Origin of the sequence: Pedobacter nototheniae (assembly GCF_032678625.1) — a bacterium.
Taxonomy (GTDB): Bacteria; Bacteroidota; Bacteroidia; order Sphingobacteriales; family Sphingobacteriaceae; genus Pedobacter; species Pedobacter nototheniae_A.
In genome coordinates this window covers 1-20953 of sequence record NZ_JAVTSO010000001.1, presented here as the reverse complement: position 1 = coordinate 20953, position 20953 = coordinate 1, and the positions used below count along the sequence as shown (strand labels likewise).

Below are 20953 nucleotides of genomic sequence, written 5' to 3'. Positions count from 1 at the left end.
TTTATGAGCGAGGAAAACAAATTAGTGGATTTTCAAAGATGGAGTTTGTCATCTAAAGAAGATAAACAAAATAATACGAAAGTTATTGATAAATCTGAAATAAGCACAATGCACGATTTGGAATTTAAACGATCCGACCTAAGTCGGGTTTATCGAAGTGAATGCTTATCATTAATGCGCATTGATGATATAATAGTAAGCAAATCATCTACAATGACTGATTTCAAACTTACTATACAAGAGGTTGGTTCATATTGCACAGTTAATATAGAAATACTAAGTAGTTATCTTGATAACAATATTGAAGAATTAAATAACTTTAATAGCTTATTATCTAAAATTGCATCAGTGAAGGACAATATCACTTTAAAATTAGATAAAGACGGTTCAATATTAAATATTCTTAATAAGGAAGAACTGAAGCAACGTTGGTTAAGTATACGGGCAGACTTAAAAAATGATCGAAAGTTCTTAATGTTTAAAGCAGAGGAGCAAGATTTAATCCTCAAGGGGGGTGATGATGAATATTTAAAGGATTTTGATTTAGTTAATTTTTTAAATAATGGGTATACAATCTATGCAATGTTGTTTATCGGATATTGGCAAGAATACGAATTAAAAAAAACATATCCGCTAAAAAGAAAATTCAAAAATTCAACATTATTTAAAGACCAGATCGTTCCACTTGATTTTGAAGTTAAAGTAAAACGTTATCATAGCGAAACAGGTATAAGTGAATTAGAAATGCAAGGAATAGAGCCAGATGATTTTGATACAACTAAATTAAAAGCAATGTACAAAGAGGTATATCCTTTTGCAAAAATCGATCTGGATGAATATAGCTACGATTTTGAAGCTAATTATGATATTGAAAATAATAGTAGTTTGATAAAGAAAATGAATGCGACTGTTTTTGAAAAAGCCGGAAGTATAGAGATGTTTATGGATTGTAATATTAAAGAGCTTAAAGATGAAAAAAGCGATATTACCTAGTAAGGTATATTTAGTTTGTAGCAGTGGCATGATGAAATCAGAATTGGTTGTTTATAGCCAAGGAACTGTTTTTAATGATGATAAGAATAGGCTAATAGCAACTAAAGATGACCGTTTTGGCGATTTTATGTGTAAGTACGCCTTAATCTTAGGTGCTTTGGTTGCCGGCGCAATGGTGGCCTCGGGAGGTAGCTTAGCGGCCATTCTACTTACTATTGTTGTAGCTACCGGAATTAGTTTAAGCATGTGTGCTATTGTAAACTTTTTTAATGGTGGGGGATGGAAAAAAATTCATCCAACTACATATGTGGAAAAGAAAAATGTACTTACCGATAAATCTTATTTTAGCTGCCCAATAGGAGGCACAATCATTCCTATTTATGATAAAAATATAGCCTCGCAACAGGCAGCGATTTTTAGAAACAAGGCAGCTACAGAAATTGCAATGTCATTTATAGGAGGTTGGATGTTAGGTGGATACGGAGCTTATTGTGTTACGGCACAAGTAGGTTTTGGAGGATATATGGCAGGGATAGGAACTGGATATGTTTTAAATGTTGGAGTTAATGAATTGCAAGATTTCGCAAAAGAGAGTGTTAATGGGAAAATGAATGATAATTTAAAAGATAGTCCTCTCTACAATGAGGGAATTTACGGAGCGTCAAATGATTTGGGCTACTATGCTCCAAAAATGAGTGGGGATGAAAATTCTGTTAGAACTGGAGTTGATGCAAAAGAAATCCACAATAATAGAGAAGAAATAATTAGAAAAGGAACAGAGAGTGCACAAAGTCAAAGAGTGAATCCAAATGAAGGTTCTTTGAACAATCCTTTAAATAAAAATAAATTTAAAACTCAGGAAAATCAAATAAAAGCGACATATGGAAAGCACAACTATCGTCGTAGTCAGGAATGGAAAAATCTACAAAACGAGAAAGCAAGTTATAATAGAAATTTAGGGCAAAAAGAGCTTAATGCCAAACATTCTGATAATTTAAAAAAAGGAGCTAAAGGTTTTAAGGACGGTTTCAATCCTAAAACACCTGCGGGTGGGCTTTTTTGGGCGGGGACAATTTTTGAAACAATTAGCAATATAGTTGTCGAGCGAGAACAAAGAAGACTACTTGAAAGTTCTATTAATCCAGAGTCAATAGCGAAAGAAAAATTAGGTGTGTTTGCTATAAAGATTTAAGAAACTATATGAGCGCAATAAAAAATATATGGTTTAATAACAAACCGCTTTTTGTAAGCTTAATGATTCTAATTTTATTATTAATTAGGATCATTTTCATTAGTTTTTATATGTTTACTAATCTTAAAGCCATTAATGCTACTATTAATAAAATTAATTTATCTAAAGATGGGTCAAAAACATATTTAACTATAGGCTTACATAATGATAGTAATATTTATTATCAAAGATATAAAAACAGGTTTTATGATAAAAAAATAATAATGCTGAATGAACGGCAAATAATAAATTTCTATACTGCAAAGAACCCTTTATATTCGCCACCACCATTGTGGAATGATGGCAAACAAAAGGGTTTCTATTATTATCCAGTGTTTAACATTGATTCCTCAAGATCAATCATGGATGTTTTTTTATTTAATTTTTATAGACTTAATTTATTTAATTTCCTGTTTTATCTTTCCATTTTATCAACAATTCTTTATGGTTTCTTTTACATTGTACACAGCAAAGGAATAATTAGGGTATTATTTTTTATGATTTTAGCTCTCGTCTTTTGGATTTGGTACCCGTAACTTTTTAGAATCATAAAAAAATAGAGAGTCTCAAAAAAATTGTAAAAGGTGTTGGTGCCGAAGCTTTTTCTTATTCTGGCGGTCCCGATCAGAGATATGGAATGCAAGTAGAGGCATCTGCTGATGCAGGTGTGGTTAAAGCTGATGCTGGTGGTGACATAAATTTTTTAGGTATAGTGAAGGCTAAGTCGAAATTTGGTTTATCAGGAGGTTCTGCTGCAATTGGTGGAAAAGCCGGATATTATTTAGATATTGATGATATGGAAATTGGCGCTAATGTTGGTGGAAAAATAGCTTTAGCATTAGGTCTCAATATTGATTTAGAAGCGTCATTTTCTCTTAAGCCTATAGTTGATTTTATTACTGGAGAGAATTATGTTTCCGTAACCCCCAATTCCAGGTACTTTACTAACAGGATGTAAAATGTTTTAATTGGATAATATGAAAATTATAATTTATGTTGTTTATGTGGTCATATTTACTTATTGCTATTATTTTCTCAACAAAAAACTTTCTAATAAGTCAATATTAATATTGTATCCACTTGTCTTCTTTCTTTCAATATATCCTTTAAAGCTTTTGTACAATGCCATTCTGCCAAATATAGGGGCAGCACTTGCAAAAGAATACTTAATTGTTTTGCTATTTGCGATTTCAATGATTACTCTTTTTAATTTTTCATACGGCATAGTTAATATGATAATTACAAAGCAAACGAATTTTCACCAAAATTATGGGATGCCAGCTAAAGGGCATATCAAATGGTTTTTAAAGAACGCTACGAATTTTAAGAATTTATATCATTTGTTTTTTTATTCGGGAGGAATTATATTGTATACCGTAGTAATTTTTAAATCTAAAATATAACATGAAAAAAAAATAAGAAAGTTAACCTTATTGGCTTGTTTACCTATTTTAACTATCACAAACTCATCTTGCCAATCTAACAGCTCATCAGAAAAAAAGAAAATATGTTAGAGAAATTATCTTTCCCTAAGTCAACAGGTTTTGATGTCCTTTCTTGAAATCAAATTTTTGGCGTTTAACCAATAAAGATCATAAGCTTACTATAAACCAGATTGAGAATTTACCGAGCAAGTTCACAAAGAGGTTTCAGAAAAAGGTATTAATGCAACAAACCTAAAAAACAGGTTGGTAAAACATGAAAACAGAAACAATATCCTTATTACTTTACTCACTCCATTATATTGATGATATAGATTCATTAGTTTTTAATGAAGAAGATATTGAGTCTTTTCAAGAGCGCTTTTCTTTAGAAAAAAGAAAAAAAATGCTTCCAGAATTGGATTATATAATGGCATTATATCCAAGTTTTAATTTTAAGACCATGATAAGCGAAACAAAATATTCTAATGAAGATATTTTAGCGTACTTAAATAAGTTACATGCATTTATAAGAAAATACGAAGATAGAATTATAAGTGCTTGATAAATAAGGGGGCAAGATAAATGTTAACATGTTCAAGTATTTAATAACCAGCGAATTTAATCGATTGAAATCGGAATGAGTAAACATTAAAATAACAGATTTCTTAGCGTTCATAGAGACTAAAAAATTATATGAATAAAGTTTAATTATAAATACTTATATGATTTAATTGGTGTTGAAAGTATTAAATAAATGAATTATAACTACTACAAGCGGAATTTTAATAATATAGAAAAAATTTTTCGTGTTCCTGGTAATGGAAAGCTGATTTATGAAAATGTTGCAACAATTGAAGTTTGGGAAAACAAGGAATGGAAGTATATAGATAGATATCTTACGAGGCTCTTAGATGACTATATGACTGGGTGGTTAATAGAGGGAGAAGATTGTTTAAGTATAGATGAGGTAAATAAATTAATAAATGAGTCGAACGCATAAACTACTGTTATTCCAATTTAGGTTAAACCGAAACATGCGAGATTAAGCTTCATATATGATTGTAACATAAGAACATATTACATCTTTTTTTATACGAGTACGCTATTATAAAGACTATAATGCTCATTGCTATGATTTCTTGTATTATATATCTATTCCCTTTCTTATTTCTTATAATGAAAATTGGATAAATAAAATCCTATTATTAGCGATTGAGTTTACCAGTGTTTAGCTAATGGTTTAGAGAATAAGTAGTTATTCCTTCGCATCAAATAATAAACCTTCCCACTGTTTATTTCCCCTCAATTATTTTATAAAATTCATCTTTATACACATCGCCAAGTGAAATGATCGTTTCTCCAATATAAATTCTGCTGCGCTCAATGCTGATTATTTTATTTACAGCGATGATATAAGATTTATGAACCCTTATAAATTGTTTTTTAGGCAATTGCTCCTCAGTTTTTTTAATGTTTTGTAAAGACATTACTTTTCCTGTTTTGGTATGTATGGCTACATAGTTTTGCATTCCTTCCACATATAGAATATCTTCTGTGTTTATTTTAACGAGCTTATACTCTGTTTTAACAAAAATGAAATCATTTTCCTTAACAATTGTGGGCAGCTGTTCAATTTTAGGGTTAGTTTGCGGGGCAGAATCGAAATAGTGTTGCGCCTTCTGAACAGCTTTATAAAAACGCTCAAATGAAATTGGTTTTAATAAATAATCAATAGCGTCATTTTCAAAGCCATCCAAAGCATATTCTGAATAGGCTGTGGTTAAAATCACTTTACATTTGCCGCTTACAATTTTCATAAATTGAACACCATTCAATTGTGGCATTTGTATATCCAGAAAAACAAGATCAACTTCGTTTTTCATCACATATTCTAAGGCTTCTAAAGGATTTGTACTACTAAAAACTAAACTCAAATCGGGTACTTTACCCACATAATCATTTAAAATGTCGATGGCCAAAGGTTTATCATCAACAACAATACAGCGAATCATATCCAATCTAATTTTAAGGTAACTGTAAAAGTATCATTTTCATCTATAATTTGAAGCTTATGCCTGTTAGGGTATATTAAAGAAAGTCTCCTTTGTACATTGGCCAAGCCAATGCCACTTGTTTTATCTTTTTGGTCGTTGTTCTTTTTATTGACGACTTTAAAATCCAAATGGTTGGGGTTAATCGCTACCATAATATAAATGGGATTTTGAGGATCGTTAGTGACACCATGTTTAAATGCATTTTCGATAAAGTTGATTAAAATGAGGGGGGCAATTTGTTGTTGTGCCATCGTCCCGGTAATCTCAAGCTTGACATTAGCCATTCCTTTCTGGCCGATTTCGAATAACTCGATTACATTTCTGAGGTAACTGATTTCTTTTTCGATTAACGCAAACCGATCGTTACTTTCTTTAAGCATATAGCGTAATAAAGCCGATAATTTTAAAACGGCCTCTGGCGCTTGCTTTGCCTGTTGGTAAGTTAGGGCATAAATATCATTTAATGTATTGAACAAAAAGTGTGGATTGATCTGCGATTTTAAATAAGCCAACTCCGTTAAGGCCTGTTCTTTCGCCAGTTCCTGTTGCTTTTTCTGTGTTTCAAAAAATTCATTTACATAGCTAATGGCAATACTAAAGAAAATGTATACGTAGTTTTCGAACAGCAAGGTTTGAAATGAAAGCCAAAAAGTTAGTTTATCTGTATAAACATAAGAATACCAGCCGAATTTTTTAGGTAATATATATCCATAAATATACTGGTGCAGTGGCGCAAGAGCAGCGAAAAGGGCGAAAATGGAAATAATATAGAATAAGATTTTCTTCGGTCGGACCAGCTTGGGCACCAATACAAGAAAGTTTATATAAAATATACAGAGTGGAAAAATCAGCGTAATCAGTTTTACGGTTAAAATCCCTATGACGTTGGAAAAAGTAAGATCATCTACGTTAAAGGTTTGAAAACCAAAAAGCAATTCTTTAAGCCATAAAATTAACCAGTAACCAATATGGAAATAAACGAAATGGGATTTTTTCATGGATAAATTTTTCTAAAAATAATATAATCAAACAATAAGTACCACCTCTAATGTACCAACGCCCAAAATTTATACATCAACGGTACATATTTAAGTTTTAAATGTTTTTATGCATTTAAAGCCTTTCATCAATAGAAAGCGCGCTTTGATCAATTTCATCGGTTACCGGTTGTTTTTGGGATGCACCTTTGGAGTAATCAATCCAAAATGCTTATGAAAAAGATTCTGTACACATTCGTATTATGTTTAAGCTTTTTAACTATGAATGCTCAAAACATTACTGAAACAGATAAATACTTTATTTTTATTAAAACATGGAATTTCCTAAAGTATTACCACCCAGAATTTACTTCAGGTAGGGTGAATGCAGATTCATTTTTTTTAACAAAACAGCACTTAGTTGAAAAGATAAAAACACAATCTGAAATGAATGATATGCTGCTTCGCACAATTCAGCAACTTGGTCCATTAAACATTAAAGCTGAACTGCAGCAGGCTACCCTTAAAAACATCCTAAAAATTAACCCTGTGCACAAGTGGTACATCGAAAATAAGGAGGTAAATGATGACCTGAAAAAATACTTATTAAACGTTTACAACAGCCGGGATGTTAAAAGTAATTATTACGCACCCCCACTTAATTATGGTTCAGAAATTCCTAATGAAAAGAAATATGAATTTGCGGCATCAGAAAATCTCCCTGTGGGTATACGACTTTTGGCATTGGCAAAATTAAACGGGACTATTGATTACCTCTATCCACATAAAACATTGATGACTGAAGATTGGGATACGGTAATCAAAAGAAATATTTCCTTGTTTAAGAATTGCAGTTCGAGGAAAGATTACGAAGTATTAATTTTAAAAATCGTTGCAAATCTTAACGATTCTCATGCATACAATAGATTTTATTCGAGCTTAAAATTTAAAAAAGAGATTTTCAAAAATACATTTTACCCACCGTTTGACTATAAAATTATTGACAGACGTATTTTAGTGACGGGGATTATTGTGCCAGAAGTCTGCACTCAAGCTGGAATTAATATTGGAGACTGGATAACAGAGATTAATGAACAATCGGTTTCTACACGTATTGATACCCTTAGCAAATTATTGACAGCATCTAACCGGAATAAATTGATTTCAAAAATTAGTGAGTATGGCACTAACCTAATCTGGAGTGCTGATGGTTCAGATTTTCGCATGAAATTACAAAGTAATGGAAAGGAAAAGTCTGCTTTCGTCAGTTTTATCCATTTAAATGACCAGGTAAATACCCAGAAGATAAATACTTATTTTCAAAATAAATACATCAAGGCCGATTCGTTAAAAGGCTTTATGTTGCTGAAAAATAATATCGCTTATTTTAACATTGACCGTATTATTCAATTGGTTCAGCAAGTTTCGGAAGATAAATTAGATCAGCATTTAGATTCCATTTTAAATCTGGCATCTAAACAAAAAGGTATAATTTTCGATATGCGTGGTTATCCACAATGGTCAGGCTTTATTTATACTTTTTTATATAAAAAATTTGGAAGCCATGATCAGCGCTTTGCTAAATATTTTAAAGCAAACTTAAACAATATAGGGACTTTCAACTGGCTTGATACGGCTTCTACTTATCACAATGCAACTGTTGTACCCGAACAATTTAAATATAAAGGAAAGGTAATGATTATTGTGAATGCTGAAACGCGGAGTTTATCAGAATGGGAAACGATGGATTTGCAGTCGATGTTTCCAAATGCCAAAACAATAGGCGAACAAACATCAGGTGGCGATGGTGATGAAAAATACATTAATATTCCCGGTAATTACGAGGTCCACTTCACGGGCAATGCCATTTATTACCCGGATGGAACATCTGCGCAAGGAAAGGGCGTAAGGATAAATAAGATTATCCACCCAAGCCCGTCAGCTATTTTGGAAGGAAAAGATACTTTACTGAATTACGCTATACAGCAAGTTGAACAATAGTTTTTTAAAATTTAAACCTAAAAAAGTGAACCCATGAAAAGAAGATTTGTATTGCTGTTTTTAACTTTTATGAGCCTTTTTGCAACTTCCAGGGCTGGTTTTAATTTAAAAAACAACGAAGATAGCTTAAGGAATTATTTGCAGACCGCTTTAGACTTAATGAAAAAAAGATCGGTAAACAGTTATAAAATAAACTGGGATCAGATTTACCGTGAAGCTTATTTAGCTGCGGGCCAGGCAAAAACCGTCAAAGAATTATATCCAATCATTTTACAATCGCTTGGGAAACTTGGCGATCATCATTCTAAATTTTTCCCTCCTGAAGCGGTTAAAGATTATGTTATGGGCTATAGAGCAACAGGGCAGAAATTCCCTGAAATAAAATCGAAGCTTTTAAAAGGTAAATATGCTTTTATTTCTCTGCCACAATTTTACAGCTATAATTTTGATGAATGGAATGAGTTTGCTGATGCCTTTCGGGCGGAGGTAAAACAACTGGAAAAACAACAGCCAACGGGCTGGATTATCGATTTGAGGGATAATGATGGTGGAATGTTGGCACCCATGTATGCTGCGCTGGCTTCCTTTGTTGATCAAACCCAGGTTATTGGCTGGAAGGACGGGGCAGGTAAAAACCATTTTATAGATTACAAGAATAATAGTTTATATGAAGATGGGGAAATTACACATACATTTAAGTTTGTTAACCAGGAAGTGAAAATGAAGAATAAACCCGTTGTGGTTTTAGTTAACAGGAAAACGGCCAGTAGCGGAGAGTTTGCTGCGGCTTTATTTGTTGGACAAAAAAATGTAACCTTTGTAGGAACAGCAACAAACGGGTTAACTTCCTCTAATCAGGAACACCAATTGCCTGATGGTGCCTTTCTTGTTCTTACAGAAGGAAATTTGATTGACCGTAATCGAAAAGAATATTCAATCATTGGAGAAGGGTTGCAACCGGATGTTAAAATTGAACACCTGACCAATGATGTAGAAGAGAATAATCAACTTTATGTAGAGAAAGCCTTTGAAGTCATAAATCAAAAAAGTAGCCCCAAAAAACCTAAGTTTAAGGGGCTATATTTTGCATGGCCAAAATTATAATTGCTCTAATTCTGCTAATCCATAGTGTAAACCAGCAACATGTAAAGCCTGGGCAATTTTATTATCCTTTAATAATTGCTTTACTTCTTCAACCGTATATTCTTCTACATTTAAAATTTCATGTTCATCCAGGTGTTGTGCATGAGTTTTTACCCCACCGGTTAAGACATATGTAAAAGTTTTATTGGTTGATGTTGCCGGGTTTGGATAAAGTTCGGCCACCTGTTTACACGTTTTAAAAGTGTAACCGGTTTCTTCCTGCAACTCCCGTTTAACGGCAAATTCAGGGGTTTCATCCCCATCAATTACTCCGCCCGGAATTTCCAGTGAAATAATATCTGCTGCATGTCGGTATTGTCTTACCAAAATAATTTTACCGGCCTCGGTTAAGGCTACAGCATTTACCCAATTTGGATATTCTAAAACATAATAATCATCTTTTACTTTACCACCCTGCAATTCGCAGGTATCAACCCTTAAGGTTGCCCACTTTTCTCTAACTAAATATTTTGAAGCGATTTTACGCCATTTTTCAATAATCATGTACTATTACTGTTTAACTGTGTTTTTCTAAAAAAAATTTGAGTTGCTTTTGTCTCGACAAACCTTCAAAAGACTGGATGTGGTATTCTTTTTCAATAAACTGATAAAGGACCAATAATTTTTGAGCAAGCGTTTGCGTTGCATTTGTCTGCTCAAAATGATCAATTTGCGTATAAAAGAGTTTGCTTAATAGTTCTAATTTTTCAGCCGAGAATTCCTTTCCCTTTAAAAATTCCTGAAATTCAACATCGTTCATTTCCAATAACGTTGTATAAGAAAGTCCAAACTCTTCGTCCAAGGTACTTTCAAATAAAAAATCGGATTCTTCTCTTTTACCTTCAAGTTTCAGGCCAATGATTCTGGCTAAAGCTTGAGCAAGTTTTTGAATTTCAGCGGTAACTAAATCTCTTTTATACATAAACTATTATTGTTTTAATGAATGGACGGGTTTTGCAGGTTTAACGGGTTACCAGCTACCACTGGAGCCACCGCCACCAAAACTTCCGCCGCCAAAACCACCAAATCCACCACCACCACCAGATGAGCCACCTCCGCCCCAGCCGCTACCACCGCCTCCACGACCACCACTTCCAAAAAGCATGGCCCAGAATAATGCGTTGGATGCGCCGCGACTTCCAATCACTTCGCCATTTCCGCCACCACCTTTTCTCATCAGGATGATAATTACAATAACGATAATAATAACCACAATAATACTTCCGGGCCCACCATTGCTGGATGAAACCTTCGGATTATCATTTTTATACTCACCTTTGGTATACTTTATAATAGAAGTTGTACCTGCCTCCAGGCCGGCATAATAATTTCCGGCTTTAAAATTGGGTTTAATGTCATTATCAATAATACGTTTTGCATAAACATCTGGTAGGGCACCTTCAACACCATATCCGGTTTGAATGGATATTTTACGGTCGCCAACCGCAACAACGATCATAATACCATTGTTTTTTCCACTATGGCCAACACCCCATTTACGTCCAAGCTCAACCGCATATTCATTAATATCATAATCTCCAACGGATTTCATAATAGCAATGGCAATTTGAGTTGAAGAAGAATCATCAAAAGCAACCAGTTTTTGTTCTAACTGCTGTTTTTGTTCGGAAGAAAGCACATTGGCATAATCATTAACCAAAGTAGATGGCTTCTCGGGGAAATCCTGGGCAAAAGCAAAGCAGAAGATTAAACTAAACAGCGATAAAAGAAGTAATTTTTTCATTGTTTAGTTATTATCCAGTTTATCCATATATACAATATCATTTGGCAGCTCATTTATATCCCCCGTTTGATAAGGAAAAAACAGCGCTAACTTTTCGCCTGTAAGGGCAACGCCTGCCACAATACCATCTGCCAGGTTACCATTGGCAAAATGTGCATTCATAGCAACTTTGGTTGTTTCCCAAAAATTATCAGGCACAACACGGTTTATACCCGTATCTCCAATAATGGCAAATTTATGATCGGCATGTGCCAGGTAAATTAAAACACCATTTCTTTGTGCTGTTTTATCCATATTCAGCTTAGCGAAATAATCAATTGCCCTTTCATAAGCGTCACCCTCACAATGTTTATCTATGGCAATGCGGATTTCGCCAGATGTTGCCTGTTCAGCATCAGCAATGGCTTTCGCTATTTTATCTTGTTCAATACCTGAAAATAGAGACATATTTTTCTTTTATAATGAAGTAAAAAGGGTAATACACATTTAATAAAACATGCATTACCCTTAATTTTTATCGCTTAAAATTAAAATTCTACTTTAGGCGCATCTTTAGCAGTTGCATCAGCCTCAAAGTAACCTTTAGCTTTAAACCCGAACATACCGGCAGTTAAATTGGTTGGGAAAGACCTGATTTTGCTATTGTATTCCTGTACAGCATCATTAAAATCTTTACGGGCAACTGTAATTCTGTTTTCAGTGCTTTCTAATTGTGCCGAAAGATCACTGAATTGTTGTGTTGCCTTTAATTCAGGGTAATTTTCGGTAATGGATAATAATTTACCCAATGCCTGGCTTAACTGACCTTGTGCGGCCTGGTATTTTTGAATGTTTTCTGGTGTTAATTCATCTGCTTTAACCGTCATTTGAGTGGCTTTAGCACGGGCTTCAACAACAGCAGTTAAAGTTCCCTGTTCAAATTTAGCAGCACCTTTTACTGTGCTTACCAAGTTTGGAATTAAATCTGCTCTTCTTTGGTATTGGGTTTGTACTGTTCCCCATTTAGATTTTACATTTTCATCAAGTTTAACCATGCTGTTATACCCGCATGAACTTAGTGTAGTAACTGCAATCACGGCAGCTAAAATTCCGAAAACTAATTTTTTCATCTTTATGATATTTGTTTTATTTATTTCAAATTGAATTTATGGTCAATTTACAAATTAGATTACAAAATCTGTACCTTTGTTACACTTCGGGATAAATACCTGACATTTGATGTGCAGAAAGAAATCGAAATTACTTTGCTCCCGCACCAGGTTGAGCAAGCAGAAGCCATCAATCAGAAACTTGCTGAATCTTTAAAACTGCCTTTAAACCGTATTAAGGCCTATGAAATACTAAAAGGATCTATTGATGCACGATAGAGAAAAGTGATTTACCGTTTACAGGTAAGGGCTTATATCGATGAAGAAAGAATTGCAGAAATTGCTGTCGTAAACTATCAAAATGTCAGTAGTACTTATTTCCTGTAAGCTTATTGATTAAGAATTTTAAAATAGTACACATTTGTGCTCACGCTAATGTACCAGCAAAGCAAACGAATGTAAAAGATAAGGAACAAGACCATAGGAACAGCTTCATATGGCCTTGTGATTCTAACTCTTCTATATTTGCTTAATTATCATTAGAAAGTGAAGGAGCTTTGAAGCTAATGTGGTTCAAGATGACATTTAACAGTTTCTCGGCTTTATCTTTATCCACCGCTTTATATTGCATACTACCTGAAATTCCTCCACTTCCTTTTTTATCTGAAATGAAGGAACAATAATAATCGCCATCGTGTAAGGATATCATTATGAGAAATTTTGTTTTGTTTACTTTAATAATTTCTGCTCGCTCAACATTCTTATTTGCGTTTGGATTATTTTCATACATAGCGCCGAGCCAATCGTTCTTTCTATCCTCTAACCCTCTAAAATCATCCTTTTGAGTCTTATAATCCTTAAAAGCAAATAAAATCTCATCTACCTTGTAAATTTGATCAAATTGTGATATTGCATAAGTGGATTTAAATTTTCTTTTTGTATTGATGCCTATATTGTTTTTGCTTATTCGCTCTGACCGTTGAGGAAGTTCTATATTAGCAACTTTACTAAGTGGCTCATCTTGTTGAAAAAATGCAAGGCAATATATAACACCTGCTAACATTGTCAATTTCATACTTATTATTCCTATAATATTATAAATTGACAGTAATATAAATTAGGTTTGTTCATGCCAGTGAAAATTGGTTTTCCCACTCGCATAAAATCCCTCTAAGTCCATTTTTTGAACAAATAGTTTGACAGTTTCTCTGTCAGAACATATCAATGTTACGTGTTGATTTGGTAGATTTGCAATTAAAATTTTATTATCCTCTGTATACATATTTGAATAACCTCCTTTTATAATAGCGTCTATATTTTCAATATTAGTCCTATCTAAAAAAAATGATTCAGAAGGAAAAAGTTCAGGAATCACAAAGTTGAATCTTACCTGGTCGTATCCTAAATACAACATTACTTCTAAAAGCTTTTTGACCTGAAAAGGGTAAAAAAAATCTTCATAAGGTGGTATCACATTATAATTTTCAAATAAGTCATTAAGTTTTTCTTCATTATTTTTGTTTAAATTCCCATAGGTCAGACTTTTTTGAATGTCTTCATAACTTTTAAAATCCTTAAATTTTTTAATTATTTTCCATTTTACAGGTCTGTATTTTTTTTTAATTTTTACATTTAAGGTTTCATATTGTCCGTAAGGCATTGTATAATCTTTACGTTTGATTAACTTATAAAATGGCTTAAATGCTATAAAAACTGCTGAATACGTATTTTTCCAATAGTCTATTATATTATTGTCCTCGTACCCTGGTGTAATGATTCTATTAATTATATATTTTCTTTTTGATCTTTTAGATTTAACATAATGAATAACCTTATTGAATATGGTATAAATTAGCGTAATACTCAATAATAAAAATAATGGCAACATGTTTTAATTGTAAAATCTAAGTTTTCCTTTAACTATTCCGTTTCTACAACCTCTATTATTGGTTCTTTGCTTGTAAGCACATCAATAAAGCTATTATGACAAATTAAGCGATATGTCTTTATTTTGTGTATATCCTGACTAGAAGACATTATTTCTCCTAATAGTGTATTTATAAGTATATCATTCTTATATCTGGTGGTATCAGCAATTTGTAAAAAAGAAGATCCATGATAATTTTCATCAGAAAAAGCACTATTGTAATAACTTTCCTGAATAATCCGATATGAATAAACGCCACTAAAATCAAATTTATAATTAAATTTTTGATCAGAGTAATGTCCAATCGCTATAGAAACGCTATCAAAACCACTATAAAAGATATCAATGATTTCGAAATACCAATAATTTATTTCTTTTTGAAATCTTTCTTTTAAATCTATTTCAAGATCTTCAATGTGTATTTTCATGTTACTAATTTAAGAATCTAAACTTACTAACTAATACTTTCACCCCTTCTTTTGGCATATATCTCCAACTTTCAATGGTCAAATCGTAAATACCATTACTTGCGGAGGTTCTGGCGACATACTTTACAATATTATTCTCCACCATTAGTATTGATGGATTTGAGGGTAATGGTTGCCAAGCATTTTAAATTTACTACCTATAGCTTGTTTAAATTGCTCCATGCTCATATTACTTACTTCAAAATTGGGTATACTTTTGTTACTTAATCTAACATTTTTTACTTTTAACTTTATCGGTTCATTAGAATTTGGAATATTTTTTAGATTAGTTGCTGTTACAACAAAAACATGTCCCAAACATTAATAATACATTGGATTTGAAAATGCTTCTTTATATGAGGTTAATGATCCTTCCCAATAATCTCCTCCCCCATATGTACTTGTCAATAACGTGGTATTCCATTTACATAGAATAAATTTGCAGCTGATTTATATAAGGTGTACTTTTCTTTAAAGACTACCTCCAAATAGGCTAATTCAATAAATTTCTCTCCCTTACAAGGGTCCAACTACCCTTCTTCTTAAGAAAGCTAAAGTTAAATCCTTCCCTTAGCCCATGGTTATAAAAGCTTATATATATTGTATCTTTTTTCTTTGAAAAATCTGTTATTTCATATCTTTCCCGTTTATCCACATACCTGTTTGGTAGGTTGAATGTTTTATTTTTCTCTACGTTTTCTATATAGTACAGTTTAAAATATGAAGATTTTGTAGGGTAATTTTTATGATAATTTTTGTTTTTAATTATATACAATGTATCCGAATACTGTATGTTCCCCTTCAGAAAGGACTTACTGTCCAGGCACGAATTAAAAATTGATATTGAATCTGATAATGTTATAGTATCTTTTTTTTCAAATTTGCACGAAAAAATAAGTATTATAACAATGAGTATTGTTTGTTTAGTCATTTATATTAAAATTAAAAAATTTAACCCATTGAATTGCGGTATTTCTATTGATAATATCATAAAAATAAGGAGGTGAAATACTCAATTCAAAAATAGTTCCGGATTCATGCCAGTTGCCATTAATATAAATCCTTCTTGTTAATTTATTTATATCTCTACCATAATGAACAAATTCGTGAAGTGTTACAATCGTTAACAGCATTCCAATTGCTGCATATCGATTTGGCGATTGTACTTTATCTAATCCTATTACTAATTCTTTTTTTATAAGGAATATTTTTGTACTTGGATCGTATCGAGCAAAACAAGGGCGGTTATATTCATCTACTAGATTACTAACTAATGCTATTTCTGGACCTTTATTTGGTTTCATTAACTCCATGATTTTAACTTTTGAAAATCCTGTGTATCTGCTTAATGAATTCATTACTTCCGGGTTTTCATTTAAAAAAGCGGGTAAATTTGTCACTATTTTTTTAAATGATGGATAAGGAGATAATCCCGTTGTATCTATTAAATTTGGTAAATTAATGCTATTGTTAGGAATATTATTCAGCTCTATTAATTCAGCAAGCGGAACATCTGGGTTTTTTATCAAATATCCTACTGACCATTTATAGAACTCTTCAGCCTCTGCCTTATTTGTTGCGTTGATATAGTATTCACGAAGGGCATTTTCAATCTCTGGGTAATTGGATAAAAAGTTGGATTCTTCTATACTTAAATTTATAAAGATGGCATCTAAAAGTTTGGGGTTAGGTATGCATGGAGGAAGAGGTATACTATTGAGATCTTGATTTCCTTCGCTTTTTGGTGGAAATCTGGTTCCACCATGACAATCATCAGGTGGATATGCTCCCCCTCCGCCACCAGGCGTAGTTGGTCCTCCTCCACCAGGATTTCCTGGGCTACCAGGGTTACCACCGGGCAACTGACATTCTGGGCCACTACAAGCCGGTATCCAATTGCAAAATTCTTTTGCACAAAGCTCAGTACACATATCACAATGGGTTTGGTCACATCTCGGAGGCATTTTAGGGCATCGTCCGGTTGAGACTCTTATGCAATAACGTTGAGGACCAATCAATCCGTTTTCATCCTCGCCATTTGTGGTTTGCAATTTGCTTACTGAATTTAGTTTGTTTTTGTTTAAATAAGAGATAGGGCTAACTATACCCTTTTGGTCATATTGTAGGTTCTTAATTGTTTTACCGTTCCAATCCTTAACGTAAATTCGGCCTAAATACTGACTACGATTTCCATATAACCAGGCTGAATCCGGGTCTAAAATTACCCATTCAGCATGAATGGTCTGTAGGCTATCTTTGTAAATGAAAAGGTAATTCAGACTGCTCAAAGGAACAGCTGCTTTTGTCTTTGGGTTGATTATAGCATAAGCATTTCCAAAATTGATTGGCACCTTTACGCTCATACCAGTAGTGAGTACCTTTTCATAGGCACTCGCCCACAAAGGCTCTTTGCCTGCAAGGACACTTTCAACACTAATATCTTTGCTCGAACCTGATATTGACATTAACCTTTCGGGTTGTGTGGTGAGGAGATTTTTTTCAAAATATTGCTTTGCCTCAGCAATAGAAATACCTTTTTGAAGATCATTTGAATTAGGCATAAGACTATCCTTGCGACAGGATTGCACCAAAAATAGGCATAGGAGAGCAAGGCAAGCGATAGCCTTGCCTTTGTAGAGCGTTAATTTGTTCATCAGTTAATTAGTTTAAAGTAAATTTTGAGAGATGATGATTAAACGAAGATACTTCTATAATCTAAATAAAACAATTTTATGTATGTTTATATTGCGTATAATGGTCTTTCTTTTCTTTGCTTATATCGAATTAGTTTTGTAGTTGCTAAATGTTAAAATTTCCTTTATTCTTATTCTAAATAAATTATTTAAAAACCCTTAAATACATCTCTATTGTCAAGAAGGCAATCAACGTTTTAACTATAAGCATTAGATATGATTTGACTCTAATAAACATTTGATACTTTTTTAATTGATTAATAGGTGATTAATTTTTATAAGAGGTTAGTAGTTAGTGTATTCAGAATTTTGATGTACCTTTGTTACACTTCGGGATAAATACCTGACATATGATATGCAGAAAGAAATCGAAATAACATTGCTCCCGCACCAGGTTGAGCAGGCAGAAGCCATCAATCAGAAACTTGCTGAATCTTTAAAACTGCCTTTAAACCGCATTAAAAGCTACGAAATACTAAAAAGGTCTATTGATGCCCGATCAAGAAAAGTGATTTACCGTTTACAGGTAAGGGCTTATATCGACGAAGAAAGAATTGCAGAAATTGCTGTCGTGAACTATCAAAATGTCAGTAGTGCCAAACCCGTAATTATTGTGGGGGCTGGTCCGGCTGGGTTATTTGCCGCACTACAGTGTATAGAAAATGGTTTAAAACCCATCATTATCGAACGAGGTAAGGACGTAAAGCAACGCAGAAGAGATTTGGCAGCCATTAATAAACAAGGTTTAGTGAATACCGAATCTAATTATTGTTATGGCGAAGGAGGGGCAGGTACCTATTCAGATGGTAAGCTATATACGCGATCCAACAAAAGGGGAGATATAAATAAAGTATTGCAGGTTTTTGTAAGCCACGGCGCTGAACAGGATATTTTGATCGATGCCCGTCCACATATTGGTACAAACAAATTGCCGCATATTATTACCTCTATAAAAGATACCATATTAAATGCAGGCGGGGAGGTCATGTTTGATAGCCAGATGACAGACATATTGGTGGAATTTGGAAAAGTTAAAGGCATCGAAATAAACTTTGAAGATAAACTACTTGCCGAGCATATTATTTTGGCTACCGGACATTCGGCCAGGGATGTATACGAATTGTTAAACCGTAAAAATATCCTGATAGAAGCAAAACCCTTTGCATTGGGCGTTCGTATAGAGCATCCCCAGGACATTATAGATTCGGCACAATACCATTGCGATATTCGTTCGGAATTTTTACCCCCAGCCTATTACAGTTTGGTAGAGCAGGTGGGGGCTCGCGGTGTATTTTCTTTTTGTATGTGCCCGGGTGGAATTATCGCGCCATGCGCAACAGGAGAAAATGAAATCGTAGTGAACGGATGGTCGCCATCAAAAAGGAATAATCCATATGCAAATTCGGGTACGGTTGTACAAGTAACCTTAAATGATGTACAGGGATACGATCCACTGCGGATGTTAAACTTCCAGTCAGAAATCGAAAAATTAGCTTTCGAGGCAGGTGGAGGCAATTTAGTTGCACCGGCACAAAGGATGATGGATTTTGTAAACAATAAACTTTCTATAGATTTACCAAAAAATTCTTACCTCCCGGGAACAAAAAGTGTAATGCTCGATAATATCCTGCCAGCCTTTGTATCCGACAGTTTAAAAGTAGCACTTCCTTTATTTGGGAATAAAATCAAAGGTTATTACACCAATGAAGCCATTTTAGTTGGCGTAGAAAGCCGTACCTCATCGCCTGTTCGTATCCCAAGAGATAAGGAAAGCTTCCAGCATCCGCAGGTTTCAGGTTTATATCCATGTGCTGAAGGTGCTGGTTATGCCGGAGGTATTGTTTCGGCCGCTATTGATGGAATTAACTGTGCCAATGCTATTTTATCGGCATCATAAACAAACTTTATAATCACCCGGTTGTTGTTTCACTATGTTTAATATTACGGCTGAGTTAAGAAAGGCATTTAATGGTGATGCGTGGCATGGAAACCATATTATGCAAATATTAAATCAGGTTAAACCTGAGAATGCATTTGAATATTATATTACAGATGGACATTCCATTGCAGAAATTACTTTACACTTAACCAGTTGGACAGAAGAAGTATCGGCCAGATTACTGGATAAAATGGCTTCAGAGCCTGCTTTGGGAGATTGGCCCGTAACCGACAATAAAACTGCGCAAGGCTGGGAGAAAATTGTTTTCGATTTTAAGGTAGCCAACGAGGAGCTCATTCGTATATGTGATGCCATTAATGGCCAGGATTGGCACGAGTGGGTAAAATCGGAAAGTAACCCTGCATTAGGTAAAGGAATAGATAAGGTAGAGTTATTAAATGGATTGGTGCAGCATCATGCTTACCATGCCGGACAAATTGCACTTCTCTCAAAATTTTAAGATGAAAAAGACATTAATTATAGGCGCATCGCCAGATCCAACCCGTTATGCTTACAAAGCGGCACACATGTTAAAGCGTTTTAACCACGATTTTGTAAACGTAGGAATTAAAAAAGGAGAGGTTGCCGGCGTGGAAATAGAAAAACCTGAAGAAATTCATCCGGATATAGATACTATAACCTTATATATAGGACCTGCTTTACAAGCGCAGTACCACGATTATATTTTGGAAACCAAACCAAAACGAGTAATTTTTAATCCGGGGACAGAAAATTATGAATTAGAAAAGCTTTTAAATCAGCATAACATAGAACCAGTAGAAGCTTGTACACTTGTTTTGCTAAGTACAGGGCAGTATTAAAGGATTAAATAATTAATAAAGTATTGTTGCTGTGATACGATTAACAATCGGACCACGTTATTTTTAATCCGCTGCCGATTCATCGGGACGCGGATTTTTCATTAAGTCAGGTTTATAGAATAGGGCTAAATACTCAAAAAGCTGATGTGAGGGTTTTATTTAGCTTTATTTAATCCGCTTTCAATTCATTTCAGATGAAAATAACATTGAAACACCAACTTTCTATTAATTTTGGTTTTGTGTATTATTTTTTATGATTGAGATTCATGGAGTTAGGGGATATTGAGGGAATAAAGGTGGTGTTGGCTTTGGATTAGCGGATAATTTTTCTACTTTTGCAACCCGCTTCGGAGGAAGGGAAAAGGGAGATGGTAATTGAAAAGGAGGCAATAATTTATTTTAAAATAAACATTGCGATTGTCAATAAGATTACTACCTTTGCAGCCCGGTT

General features: G+C 33.7%; 24 protein-coding genes. 11 read left to right on the top strand and 13 right to left on the bottom strand.

The window, feature by feature from the left end; genetic code table 11:
- The first annotated feature begins 3 nt into the window (after positions 1-3).
- The 3 genes from R2Q77_RS00120 to R2Q77_RS00110 all read left to right on the top strand — a co-directional run bounded on the left by R2Q77_RS00120 (position 4) and on the right by R2Q77_RS00110 (position 3182).
- Positions 4-993: a hypothetical protein gene (locus R2Q77_RS00120; RefSeq protein ID WP_316801674.1), complete on the top strand. Its 990-nt coding sequence runs from the start codon at positions 4-6 to the stop codon at positions 991-993.
- A complete protein-coding gene (locus tag R2Q77_RS00115) occupies positions 971-2185 on the top strand; it encodes a PAAR-like protein (RefSeq protein WP_316801673.1) in 1215 nt (404 codons plus the stop codon). Before R2Q77_RS00120 ends, R2Q77_RS00115 begins: the two co-directional genes overlap by 23 nt.
- 676 nt (positions 2186-2861) lie before the next feature.
- A complete protein-coding gene (locus tag R2Q77_RS00110; RefSeq protein WP_316801672.1) occupies positions 2862-3182 on the top strand; it encodes a hypothetical protein in 321 nt (106 codons plus the stop codon).
- A gap of 69 nt (positions 3183-3251) precedes the next feature.
- On the opposite strand, the gene R2Q77_RS00105 is transcribed toward R2Q77_RS00110, so the two are convergent.
- A complete protein-coding gene (locus tag R2Q77_RS00105) occupies positions 3252-3449 on the bottom strand; it encodes a hypothetical protein (RefSeq protein ID WP_316801671.1) in 198 nt (65 codons plus the stop codon).
- 473 nt (positions 3450-3922) lie between these two features.
- Between R2Q77_RS00105 and R2Q77_RS00100 the strand changes: the two genes are divergently transcribed.
- Positions 3923-4210 carry a hypothetical protein gene (locus R2Q77_RS00100; RefSeq protein ID WP_316801670.1) on the top strand — a complete coding sequence of 96 codons (288 nt, stop codon included), beginning with the start codon at positions 3923-3925 and terminating at the stop codon, positions 4208-4210.
- Between the two features lie 192 nt (positions 4211-4402).
- A complete protein-coding gene (locus R2Q77_RS00095; RefSeq protein WP_316801669.1) occupies positions 4403-4648 on the top strand; it encodes a hypothetical protein in 246 nt (81 codons plus the stop codon).
- A gap of 292 nt (positions 4649-4940) precedes the next feature.
- Here the strand turns inward: R2Q77_RS00095 and R2Q77_RS00090 are convergent, their stop codons facing one another.
- Positions 4941-5660: a LytTR family DNA-binding domain-containing protein gene (locus R2Q77_RS00090; protein WP_316801668.1), complete on the bottom strand. Its 720-nt coding sequence runs from the start codon at positions 5658-5660 to the stop codon at positions 4941-4943.
- The gene (locus R2Q77_RS00085) at positions 5657-6700 is read right to left on the bottom strand and encodes a sensor histidine kinase (protein WP_316801667.1); all 1044 of its coding nucleotides are present in this window, start codon (positions 6698-6700) and stop codon (positions 5657-5659) included. Before R2Q77_RS00085 ends, R2Q77_RS00090 begins: the two co-directional genes overlap by 4 nt.
- A 213-nt stretch (positions 6701-6913) precedes the next feature.
- On the opposite strand from R2Q77_RS00085, the gene R2Q77_RS00080 reads away from it, so the two are divergent.
- Both R2Q77_RS00080 and R2Q77_RS00075 read left to right on the top strand, forming a co-directional pair.
- Positions 6914-8680: a S41 family peptidase gene (locus R2Q77_RS00080; RefSeq protein ID WP_316801666.1), complete on the top strand. Its 1767-nt coding sequence runs from the start codon at positions 6914-6916 to the stop codon at positions 8678-8680.
- A gap of 33 nt (positions 8681-8713) precedes the next feature.
- Positions 8714-9784 (top strand): S41 family peptidase, encoded by a 1071-nt coding sequence (locus tag R2Q77_RS00075; RefSeq protein WP_316801665.1) that lies wholly within the window; start codon positions 8714-8716, stop codon positions 9782-9784.
- Here the strand turns inward: R2Q77_RS00075 and R2Q77_RS00070 are convergent.
- From R2Q77_RS00070 to R2Q77_RS00050, 5 genes are all read right to left on the bottom strand, one after another.
- The gene (locus tag R2Q77_RS00070; protein ID WP_316801664.1) at positions 9779-10327 is read right to left on the bottom strand and encodes an NUDIX hydrolase; all 549 of its coding nucleotides are present in this window, start codon (positions 10325-10327) and stop codon (positions 9779-9781) included. The genes R2Q77_RS00075 and R2Q77_RS00070 overlap by 6 nt on opposite strands.
- 13 nt (positions 10328-10340) lie before the next feature.
- Positions 10341-10745 (bottom strand): hypothetical protein, encoded by a 405-nt coding sequence (locus tag R2Q77_RS00065; RefSeq protein ID WP_316801663.1) that lies wholly within the window; start codon positions 10743-10745, stop codon positions 10341-10343.
- Positions 10746-10793: 48 nt separating this feature from the next.
- On the bottom strand, positions 10794-11567 hold the full coding sequence (locus tag R2Q77_RS00060) for a TPM domain-containing protein (RefSeq protein WP_316801662.1): 774 nt from the start codon (positions 11565-11567) through the stop codon (positions 10794-10796).
- Between the two features lie 3 nt (positions 11568-11570).
- Positions 11571-12014, bottom strand: coding sequence for a TPM domain-containing protein (locus R2Q77_RS00055; protein WP_316801661.1), 444 nt, complete (start codon positions 12012-12014; stop codon positions 11571-11573).
- Between the two features lie 80 nt (positions 12015-12094).
- Positions 12095-12676: a LemA family protein gene (locus R2Q77_RS00050; RefSeq protein WP_316801660.1), complete on the bottom strand. Its 582-nt coding sequence runs from the start codon at positions 12674-12676 to the stop codon at positions 12095-12097.
- A 111-nt stretch (positions 12677-12787) separates the two neighbouring features.
- On the opposite strand from R2Q77_RS00050, the gene R2Q77_RS00045 reads away from it, so the two are divergent.
- Complete coding sequence (locus R2Q77_RS00045) at positions 12788-12934, top strand: hypothetical protein (RefSeq protein WP_316801659.1); 147 nt, start codon at positions 12788-12790, stop codon at positions 12932-12934.
- Positions 12935-13184: 250 nt separating this feature from the next.
- On the opposite strand, the gene R2Q77_RS00040 is transcribed toward R2Q77_RS00045, so the two are convergent.
- The 5 genes from R2Q77_RS00040 to R2Q77_RS00020 form a co-directional block, all read right to left on the bottom strand.
- The gene (locus R2Q77_RS00040) at positions 13185-13730 is read right to left on the bottom strand and encodes a hypothetical protein (RefSeq protein WP_316801658.1); all 546 of its coding nucleotides are present in this window, start codon (positions 13728-13730) and stop codon (positions 13185-13187) included.
- 42 nt (positions 13731-13772) lie between these two features.
- Complete coding sequence (locus R2Q77_RS00035) at positions 13773-14543, bottom strand: DUF2711 family protein (protein WP_316801657.1); 771 nt, start codon at positions 14541-14543, stop codon at positions 13773-13775.
- A gap of 32 nt (positions 14544-14575) precedes the next feature.
- Entirely contained in the window at positions 14576-15010 is a 435-nt protein-coding gene (locus R2Q77_RS00030) for a hypothetical protein (RefSeq protein WP_316801656.1), read from the bottom strand.
- A gap of 532 nt (positions 15011-15542) precedes the next feature.
- Positions 15543-15980 (bottom strand): hypothetical protein, encoded by a 438-nt coding sequence (locus R2Q77_RS00025; RefSeq protein WP_316801655.1) that lies wholly within the window; start codon positions 15978-15980, stop codon positions 15543-15545.
- The gene (locus R2Q77_RS00020) at positions 15973-17703 is read right to left on the bottom strand and encodes a hypothetical protein (protein ID WP_316801654.1); all 1731 of its coding nucleotides are present in this window, start codon (positions 17701-17703) and stop codon (positions 15973-15975) included. The genes R2Q77_RS00025 and R2Q77_RS00020 overlap by 8 nt, the downstream gene beginning before the upstream one ends.
- Before the next feature lie 394 nt (positions 17704-18097).
- Between R2Q77_RS00020 and R2Q77_RS00015 the strand changes: the two genes are divergently transcribed.
- The 3 genes from R2Q77_RS00015 to R2Q77_RS00005 are packed head-to-tail and all read left to right on the top strand — an operon-like array spanning position 18098 to position 20502.
- Positions 18098-19639: an NAD(P)/FAD-dependent oxidoreductase gene (locus tag R2Q77_RS00015; protein ID WP_316801653.1), complete on the top strand. Its 1542-nt coding sequence runs from the start codon at positions 18098-18100 to the stop codon at positions 19637-19639.
- A gap of 34 nt (positions 19640-19673) precedes the next feature.
- Positions 19674-20141 (top strand): hypothetical protein, encoded by a 468-nt coding sequence (locus R2Q77_RS00010; RefSeq protein ID WP_316801652.1) that lies wholly within the window; start codon positions 19674-19676, stop codon positions 20139-20141.
- A 1-nt stretch (position 20142) separates the two neighbouring features.
- Entirely contained in the window at positions 20143-20502 is a 360-nt protein-coding gene (locus tag R2Q77_RS00005; RefSeq protein WP_316801651.1) for a CoA-binding protein, read from the top strand.
- The last annotated feature ends 451 nt before the right edge of the window (positions 20503-20953 follow it).

Excerpts from the sequence above, each read along its gene's own strand:
- R2Q77_RS00120 (WP_316801674.1), top strand. The coding sequence starts at position 4 with ATGAGCGAGGAAAACAAATTAGTGGATTTTCAAAGATGGAGTTTGTCA.
- R2Q77_RS00115 (WP_316801673.1), top strand. The coding sequence starts at position 971 with ATGAAAAAAGCGATATTACCTAGTAAGGTATATTTAGTTTGTAGCAGT.
- R2Q77_RS00110 (WP_316801672.1), top strand. The coding sequence starts at position 2,862 with ATGCAAGTAGAGGCATCTGCTGATGCAGGTGTGGTTAAAGCTGATGCT.
- R2Q77_RS00105 (WP_316801671.1), bottom strand. The coding sequence starts at position 3,449 with ATGCCGTATGAAAAATTAAAAAGAGTAATCATTGAAATCGCAAATAGC.
- R2Q77_RS00100 (WP_316801670.1), top strand. The coding sequence starts at position 3,923 with ATGAAAACAGAAACAATATCCTTATTACTTTACTCACTCCATTATATT.
- R2Q77_RS00095 (WP_316801669.1), top strand. The coding sequence starts at position 4,403 with ATGAATTATAACTACTACAAGCGGAATTTTAATAATATAGAAAAAATT.
- R2Q77_RS00090 (WP_316801668.1), bottom strand. The coding sequence starts at position 5,660 with ATGATTCGCTGTATTGTTGTTGATGATAAACCTTTGGCCATCGACATT.
- R2Q77_RS00085 (WP_316801667.1), bottom strand. The coding sequence starts at position 6,700 with ATGAAAAAATCCCATTTCGTTTATTTCCATATTGGTTACTGGTTAATT.
- R2Q77_RS00080 (WP_316801666.1), top strand. The coding sequence starts at position 6,914 with ATGAAAAAGATTCTGTACACATTCGTATTATGTTTAAGCTTTTTAACT.
- R2Q77_RS00075 (WP_316801665.1), top strand. The coding sequence starts at position 8,714 with ATGAAAAGAAGATTTGTATTGCTGTTTTTAACTTTTATGAGCCTTTTT.
- R2Q77_RS00070 (WP_316801664.1), bottom strand. The coding sequence starts at position 10,327 with ATGATTATTGAAAAATGGCGTAAAATCGCTTCAAAATATTTAGTTAGA.
- R2Q77_RS00065 (WP_316801663.1), bottom strand. The coding sequence starts at position 10,745 with ATGTATAAAAGAGATTTAGTTACCGCTGAAATTCAAAAACTTGCTCAA.
- R2Q77_RS00060 (WP_316801662.1), bottom strand. The coding sequence starts at position 11,567 with ATGAAAAAATTACTTCTTTTATCGCTGTTTAGTTTAATCTTCTGCTTT.
- R2Q77_RS00055 (WP_316801661.1), bottom strand. The coding sequence starts at position 12,014 with ATGTCTCTATTTTCAGGTATTGAACAAGATAAAATAGCGAAAGCCATT.
- R2Q77_RS00050 (WP_316801660.1), bottom strand. The coding sequence starts at position 12,676 with ATGAAAAAATTAGTTTTCGGAATTTTAGCTGCCGTGATTGCAGTTACT.
- R2Q77_RS00040 (WP_316801658.1), bottom strand. The coding sequence starts at position 13,730 with ATGAAATTGACAATGTTAGCAGGTGTTATATATTGCCTTGCATTTTTT.
- R2Q77_RS00035 (WP_316801657.1), bottom strand. The coding sequence starts at position 14,543 with ATGTTGCCATTATTTTTATTATTGAGTATTACGCTAATTTATACCATA.
- R2Q77_RS00030 (WP_316801656.1), bottom strand. The coding sequence starts at position 15,010 with ATGAAAATACACATTGAAGATCTTGAAATAGATTTAAAAGAAAGATTT.
- R2Q77_RS00025 (WP_316801655.1), bottom strand. The coding sequence starts at position 15,980 with ATGACTAAACAAACAATACTCATTGTTATAATACTTATTTTTTCGTGC.
- R2Q77_RS00020 (WP_316801654.1), bottom strand. The coding sequence starts at position 17,703 with ATGAACAAATTAACGCTCTACAAAGGCAAGGCTATCGCTTGCCTTGCT.
- R2Q77_RS00015 (WP_316801653.1), top strand. The coding sequence starts at position 18,098 with ATGCAGAAAGAAATCGAAATAACATTGCTCCCGCACCAGGTTGAGCAG.
- R2Q77_RS00010 (WP_316801652.1), top strand. The coding sequence starts at position 19,674 with ATGTTTAATATTACGGCTGAGTTAAGAAAGGCATTTAATGGTGATGCG.
- R2Q77_RS00005 (WP_316801651.1), top strand. The coding sequence starts at position 20,143 with ATGAAAAAGACATTAATTATAGGCGCATCGCCAGATCCAACCCGTTAT.